This is a genomic window from Streptomyces sp. SYSU D01066-1, assembly GCF_054956795.1.
Genome location: NZ_JBUDHV010000012.1, coordinates 151,803 through 158,828, shown reverse-complemented (window position 1 = coordinate 158,828; position 7,026 = coordinate 151,803). Strand labels below are relative to the sequence as shown.

Sequence of the window (7,026 nt, the reverse complement as noted above, 5' to 3'; positions counted from 1 at the left end):
TCACCGATCTCACCACGCTCCTGCCGGAGGACCTCCCCGCGGAGCAGCACTCCGCGCGGCGCCCGCAGGCCACCGCGTGAGACGGCGGCGGGCGCCCCGGCCGGCCCCCCCCCCGGGGCCCCCCCCCCCCCCGCCCCGGGGGCGGGCGGTCGTGCGGTGGGCCCGTCTCGCATAGTGGTCGCTCCTGGACCCCGACGCTGGTCAAGATGTTTACATGCGCGTAACACTTAAGTGTCCCGCGCACGGCAACGGAGCCGAGCGCCCCCCGTCGGCGCGCACCGTCCCCGGTGTCAGCCGTGCCAGAAAGGGCTCCTGTGACCACGCGATCCGAGACGAAGACCACCCTCGCGCGCCTGCTCGGCGAGATCGAGCACCGCAACCCGGCGCAGCCCGAGTTCCACCAGGCCGTGCACGAAGTCCTGGAGACCCTGGCACCGGTCGTCGCCGCCCGGCCCGAGTACGCCGAACCCGGGCTGATCGAGCGGCTGTGCGAGCCGGAGCGCCAGGTCATCTTCCGGGTGCCGTGGCAGGACGACCAGGGACGGGTGCACGTCAACCGTGGTTTCCGGGTGGAGTTCAACAGCGCGCTCGGCCCGTACAAGGGCGGCCTGCGTTTCCACCCCTCCGTCAACCTGGGTGTCGTCAAGTTCCTCGGGTTCGAGCAAATCTTCAAGAACGCGCTGACCGGGCTCGGCATCGGCGGCGGCAAGGGCGGCAGCGACTTCGATCCGCACGGCCGCAGCGACGCGGAGGTCATGCGGTTCTGCCAGTCGTTCATGACCGAGCTGTACCGGCACATCGGCGAGCACACGGACGTGCCCGCGGGGGACATCGGTGTCGGCGGCCGGGAGATCGGCTACCTGTTCGGCCAGTACCGGCGCATCACCAACCGCTGGGAGGCCGGAGTCCTCACCGGCAAGGGCCCGGGCTGGGGCGGCTCGCTGATCCGCCCCGAGGCCACCGGGTACGGCAACGTCCTCTTCGCGGCTGCCATGCTGCGTGAGCGCGGTGAGGACCTGGAGGGCCGGACGGCGGTCGTCTCCGGCTCCGGCAACGTCGCCATCCACACCGTCGAGAAGCTGACCGCCCTCGGTGCCAACGCCGTGACCTGCTCGGACTCCTCCGGTTACGTCGTCGACGAGAAGGGCATCGACCTCGACCTCCTCAGGCAGATCAAGGAGGTGGAGCGCGGCCGGGTGGACGCGTACGCCGAGCGCCGGGGCGCTTCGGCCCGCTTCGTGCCCGGCGGACGGGTCTGGGAGGTCCCGGCCGACCTCGCGCTGCCGTCGGCCACACAGAACGAACTGAACGAGCAGGACGCCGCCACCCTGATCCGCAACGGCGTGAAGGCGGTCTCGGAGGGCGCCAACATGCCGACGACCCCGGCCGCCGTGCACCTGTTCCAGCAGGCCGGTGTCGCGTTCGGGCCCGGCAAGGCCGCCAACGCGGGGGGTGTCGCGGTCAGCGCCCTGGAGATGGCGCAGAACCACGCCCGTACGTCGTGGTCGGCGGCGCGGGTGGAGGAGGAGCTGACCCGCATCATGAACGACATCCACACCACCTGCCACGAGACGGCCGAGCGCTACGGGGCTCCCGGTGACTACGTGACGGGAGCGAACATCGCCGGCTTCGAGCGGGTGGCGGACGCGATGCTGGCGCAGGGCGTCATCTGACCGGACCGACGAACACGGGGGCGCCGGGACGCGGCCCGTCGCCGCGGTGACGGGCCGGCCGGGGGCGGACCCGCCGCGACGCGCTCACCCGGGCGTAGGTCACGGTGGCACCCACCCCGCACGGCCGCGGGGAGCGCTCCGGCGCGCATGGTGAGCCGGCCGGCGCCGTCGTGACGAGGGCGCCCGCCCGGTCTGCCGGGGCGCCGGGCACGGGGTCCTGCCGGGGCGCCGGCCCCGCGTCGACGCGGCCGCGTCGACGCCGCCGCGGCGGCGAGGGCCCGGGCGTGCCCGGTGGTCCCGTCGACGGGCGGTGCGGCGGATGCGGCGCGGCGCGGGGTCCGCGTCCCGGCCTCGTACCCCGACCGGCATCCGCACCGCTGGTCGGCTTCCGTGCCGACGGGCCGGCATCCGCACCGACGGCCGGTACCCGTATCGCTGGTCGGCATCCGCACCGACGGCCGGTACCCGCGCCGCTGACCGGCATCCGCGCCGGCAGCCGGGCCGGGATCAGCGCGCCTCCACCTCGCGCCGGCCGGTAAGAGGTGGAAAGGTGATCCGTAGCAACCGAGAGTGACTCGGTTTGATCGCTTCCGATCGTTAACTCGTCCCTCTATGGCGATGTCCGGGGGATTTCGGCGAACCGCCCCTCGCGCACGAGACGCACGCGACTACTGTGAGTGTCCGTCGGGCGACACGGGCCGGGTCCGCGGTCCGCGCGGCCGACACCGCGATGGCGCATGCCCGCGTGGCGCACCACGCGCGAGCACCCAGCCCCGACGGACCCGCACCCGAGGACACCGATGTCTCACCTCCGCGCCCCGGCATCGCGCGCCGACCGCCGTGAAGGCGGACGGCACGGCCGGCCGGCCGCCCGTACCGAGTCCGCGCCGCCCGAGGCCCCCTTACGGTCCCAGCTGCTCCGTCTCGCCGTGCTGCCGCCCGTCGCGGTCGCCCTCAGCGCCTCGGCGGCCGTCCTGTTCACCGTCCGGTCCACCGGCGTCCGTCCGGCCCTCGTGCTGTGGACCGTGCTGGCCGGCGCGGTCGCCGTCACCGTGGCCGCCGTCGTCACCGCCGCCGTCGCCGCCGACCGCGCCGCCCGCTTGGTACAGGAACGCCTCGGCGCGCTGCGCCGCGGCACCGCCCGCGGCGAGGACGAACTACGGGCCCTGGTGGAAACGTTGCGCCGCGGCGAGAGCCCGCCCCGGCGCACACCACCCGGCGGACCACCGGACGACGCCGACGACTTCGAACTGCTCGCCGCCGACCTGTCCCGCGCCCACGACGGCGCCGTCGGCGCCGTGGTGCAAGCCGCCCAGCTCTCCAGCCAGACGGGCAGCGAACAGAAACTGGAGGTCTTCGTCAACCTGGCCCGGCGCCTGCAGTCACTGGTGCACCGGGAGATCTCCATCCTCGACGAGCTGGAGAACGAACAGGAGGACCCCGACCTGCTCAAGGGCCTCTTCCACGTCGACCACCTCGCCACCCGCATCCGCCGCCACGCCGAGAACCTCGCCGTGCTCGGCGGCGCCGTCTCCCGCCGCCAGTGGAGTCACCCGGTCTGCATGACGGAGGTGCTGCGCTCGGCCGTCGCCGAGGTCGAACAGTACTCACGGGTCCGGCTGGTCCCGCCCGTCGACGGCACTCTGCGCGGCCACGCCGTCGCCGACGTGATCCACCTGCTGGCCGAACTCGTGGAGAACGCCACCGTGTTCTCCGCCCCCGACACCCAGGTGCTGCTGCGCGCCAGCCTGGTCACCGCCGGGCTCGCCGTCGAGGTCGAGGACCGCGGTCTCGGCATGCCGGTGGCCGAACAGCAGCGGATGAACGCCCTGCTGGCCGACCCCGACCAGGTCAACGTGGCCCGGCTGCTGGCGGACGGCCGCATCGGCCTGTACGTCGTCTCCCAGCTCGCCAAGCGGCACGGCATCGGCGTCCGCCTCCAGACCAACATCTACGGCGGTGTCCAGGCCGTCCTCGTCGTGCCGCAGGCCCTGCTGGGCACGGCACCGGAGGCCGCCGCGGCCCCGGGGACACCGGCGCCGGCGCCGCAGGCCACCGGCGGCGACCTGACGGCCGTACCCCCGGCTCCGCCCGCGCCCACCGCGGGACCGGTGCCGACGTCGGCGCCGCCCGGGCCCGCCCCCGGGCCGGTGCCCGCACCCCGGCCCGCCCCGGCCGCCCCCCACGGCGCCCCCGCGCCGCTGCCCGTGCGCGGCGCCCACGGGACGGCACGGCCCACCCCGGCCGAGGCCGTGCCCGGCATCCGGCCCGACGACCGGCCCCTGGTCGCCGAGCACACCGCCACACCGCCCGTACCGCGCCACACCGCCGTGCGCGGCACCGCGGACAAGCCCCGGCTGCCCCACCGCCGCGCCCAGGAGCACCTCGTGCCCCAACTGCGCGAGGGGCCCGCACCCCGCCAGGACACCGACCGGACCACCGGTCACGACCCCGGCCTGATGGCCGCCTTCCAGCGCGGCATCGGCCTCGCCGAGGCGCGGCAGCGCATGGAACCGGGGCTCTCGCGGCCCCTGGCGGACGACACCGGGAACGTCCCCCGCACGACCGGCGCCCGGCCCGACCCCCCGTGGCGGCCCACCGCGCCCGAACCCCGCACCGACCCCACCACCCGGCCGGACATCAGGCCCGGCCTCAGGCCAGGCGCCCGGCCCGACGGCAGTACGCCGGCCGGATGACCGTCCCCCTGCCCGACCCGTCCCCACCCCCGCGCTTGCGCGGATTTCCGTACCCCCCAAGGAGTCGATCCACCATGGCGAGCGATGCGCCCACCAGCCAGGTATCCGATCTCGACTGGCTGATGAGCGGCCTCGTGCAGCGGGTGCCGCACACCTCCAGCGCGGTGCTCCTGTCCTGCGACGGGCTGGTGAAGTCCGTCCACGGCCTCGACGCCGACAGCGCCGACCACATGGCCGCGCTGGCCTCCGGCCTCTACTCCCTCGGCCGCAGCGCCGGAATCCGCTTCGGCGACGGCGGTGACGTACGGCAGGTCGTGGTCGAACTCGACTCGACGCTGCTGTTCGTCACCACCGCGGGCTCGGGCACCTGCCTGGCCGTGCTGGCGAGCCGTGAGGCCGACGCGGCGGTCCTCGGCTACGAGATGGCGATGCTCGTCAAGAGCGTCCGCCCCTACCTGGTGACCGCGCCCCGCCGGCACGCCGTCGGGGCCCCGGCCGGCCCGCCGGTCCCGCCGGTCCCGGTTTCCCCGGCGATGAGGCCTTGAGCGTGGCGACGGCCGGCGACGGGCCGTGGCTGGACGACGCGGCCGGGCGCCTGGTGCGGCCCTTCGCGGTCAGCAACGGCCGCACCCGGCCCACCGTCGCGCTCGACCTGGTGTCGCAGGTGATGGCCACCGGGGCCACGCCGCTGGGTCACCTCGGTCCGGAGCACACACAGGCCCTCGACCTGTGCCGCGCTCCCGTCCCGGTCGCCGAGGTGGCCGCCCATCTGAGGCTGCCGGTGGCGGTCACCAAGGTGCTGCTGTCGGATCTCGTCGACTGCGGCGCGCTGACCACCAAGCCACCCGCCGCGTTCCACCACGACCCCACGGACCGGGCCCTTCTGGAGGCAGTGCTCGATGGACTACGACGACAGCTCTGACTACGACGAGAGCGCCGACGGCGGCGACCCGTTCCCCACCGCGCTGAAGATCCTGGTGGCGGGCGGGTTCGGCGTGGGCAAGACCACCTTCGTCGGCGCGGTCAGCGAGATCGCGCCGCTGAGCACCGAGGAACTGCTCACCACCGTCAGCGCCGCGACCGACGACCTGGACGGGATCGAGAACAAACTGGAGACCACCGTGGCCATGGACTTCGGCCGCATCTCCCTCGACCCGCACCACGTGCTGTACCTGTTCGGCACCCCCGGCCAGGAACGGTTCTGGTTCATGTGGGACGAACTGTGCGAGGGGGCCCTCGGCGCGGTCGTCCTCGCCGACACCCGGCGCCTGGAGGAGTCCTTCGCCGCCATCGACTTCTTCGAGCAGCGCGGACTGTCCTTCGTCGTCGCCGTCAACGAGTTCGACGGCGCCCACCGCTACGACACCGAGGAGGTGCGCACCGCCATCGACCTGCCCGAGGAGGTGCCGATCGTCCGCTGCGACGCCCGGATCTCCAGCTCCGGCGTCCAGACCCTGCTCACCCTCGTACGCCATCTCATCGCCCACACGCCGGCGCCCGCCGCGGGGCACGGCGCCGGAGCCCGCCCATGAGCTACGACCCGCCGCGCCCGGCCGGGCGGCTGCTGCTCACGCCCGAGGACCCGCAGGCCCCGGCGCGGGTACGGCGGCTGCGGCTGCTCGGCCTCGGCGAGCGCTGGGACCCCGCCCTCGACGCCTTCGCGGACCGGCTCGCCCGAGTGACCGAGGCACCGTACGCGATGGTCAACTTCCTGGTGGAGAACGGGCAGTTCTTCGCCGGGCTGCACGCCCCCGCGGGTGTGCCGGCGGGGGACGGCACCGTGCCCGAGTTCACCCGGGTCCAGCCCCGCGACCACGGCTTCTGCCCCCATGTGGCGGCCCGGCGGCGGGCGTTGGTCCTGGAGGACGTCCGCGACTATCCGCGGTTCGCGGGCAACCCGGTCGTCGACACCTTCGGCATCCGCTCCTACCTGGGCGCCCCGCTCATCGACAGTACGGGGACGGTACTGGGCGCGGTGAGCGCCGCCGACGTCCGGCCCAGACCGTGGGGGAAGGCCGGGCTGGAGACCATCAAGGCGACGGCGGCGGAACTGATGGGCCGGATCGAACGGAGCGCGGCCGACGGCCTGCCCCTGTGACCCGCCCCCGCACGGGGCGTGAAGGAGAGCCGCGGCGCGGTCGGGAGAACCTCGACGGACGGGCGACGCCGGGCGGGGCGGATCGCCGGGCGATCACCTCTTTCCCTGGACTTTCCCTGGACGCGGGCCGTTTCGTCGTGCCCGGCGCCGGGACCGCGCCGTCAGGAGCCGCGGCACTGAGAGCGCTGGTCGGGGAGAAGGCGGAGCCCGGCCAGTGGCTCACGGACGTCCCCGGGCCCGCCGCCGGACCCGGTGACGTCCCCGCCCAGGTGCCGCGCACCGGGATCGGCGGCACCGGCCCGCGCGCCCGGGACCGGGACAGCCAAGCGCGCATCCGGGCCCGGGACGGCCGGGCGCGTGGCGGTGAGCTTCCCGCTGCTCCCCGGCCACGAGTTCGCCGGTAAGGCCGTGGCCGCCGGCCGGGGGCCGCCGACAGCGCGGCCGTACGCCGGGGCACGGGAGACCGTCCGCTGATCCGCCCCGGGGCCGGACGCACGGGCGGCGGGGGCCACGAGTGAGCCGCCCGTCACATGTCTGTCTCATACCTGGGATAACGTCT

6 protein-coding genes are annotated in these 7,026 nt (G+C 74.8%); all 6 read left to right on the top strand.

The genetic code is table 11. The features are described from left to right. Positions 1-314: 314 nt before the first annotated feature. The 6 genes from gdhA to ACY1JF_RS14850 all read left to right on the top strand — a co-directional run bounded on the left by gdhA (position 315) and on the right by ACY1JF_RS14850 (position 6,467). Positions 315-1,673: an NADP-specific glutamate dehydrogenase gene (gene gdhA / locus ACY1JF_RS14875; protein ID WP_462705583.1), complete on the top strand. Its 1,359-nt coding sequence runs from the start codon at positions 315-317 to the stop codon at positions 1,671-1,673. 800 nt (positions 1,674-2,473) lie between these two features. Next, positions 2,474-4,369: a sensor histidine kinase gene (locus tag ACY1JF_RS14870; protein WP_462705582.1), complete on the top strand. Its 1,896-nt coding sequence runs from the start codon at positions 2,474-2,476 to the stop codon at positions 4,367-4,369. 74 nt (positions 4,370-4,443) lie between these two features. Beyond that, a complete protein-coding gene (locus ACY1JF_RS14865; RefSeq protein ID WP_462705581.1) occupies positions 4,444-4,914 on the top strand; it encodes a roadblock/LC7 domain-containing protein in 471 nt (156 codons plus the stop codon). A gap of 2 nt (positions 4,915-4,916) precedes the next feature. Beyond that, a complete protein-coding gene (locus ACY1JF_RS14860) occupies positions 4,917-5,291 on the top strand; it encodes a DUF742 domain-containing protein (RefSeq protein WP_462705604.1) in 375 nt (124 codons plus the stop codon). Beyond that, positions 5,269-5,901, top strand: coding sequence for a GTP-binding protein (locus ACY1JF_RS14855; RefSeq protein ID WP_462705580.1), 633 nt, complete (start codon positions 5,269-5,271; stop codon positions 5,899-5,901). The genes ACY1JF_RS14860 and ACY1JF_RS14855 overlap by 23 nt, the downstream gene beginning before the upstream one ends. Then, complete coding sequence (locus ACY1JF_RS14850; RefSeq protein WP_462705579.1) at positions 5,898-6,467, top strand: GAF domain-containing protein; 570 nt, start codon at positions 5,898-5,900, stop codon at positions 6,465-6,467. The genes ACY1JF_RS14855 and ACY1JF_RS14850 overlap by 4 nt, the downstream gene beginning before the upstream one ends. Positions 6,468-7,026 lie beyond the last annotated feature (559 nt).

Coding starts and splice junctions, on each gene's coding strand:
- ACY1JF_RS14870 (WP_462705582.1), top strand. CDS start 2,474: ATGTCTCACCTCCGCGCCCCGGCATCGCGCGCCGACCGCCGTGAAGGC.
- ACY1JF_RS14865 (WP_462705581.1), top strand. CDS start 4,444: ATGGCGAGCGATGCGCCCACCAGCCAGGTATCCGATCTCGACTGGCTG.
- ACY1JF_RS14855 (WP_462705580.1), top strand. CDS start 5,269: ATGGACTACGACGACAGCTCTGACTACGACGAGAGCGCCGACGGCGGC.
- ACY1JF_RS14850 (WP_462705579.1), top strand. CDS start 5,898: ATGAGCTACGACCCGCCGCGCCCGGCCGGGCGGCTGCTGCTCACGCCC.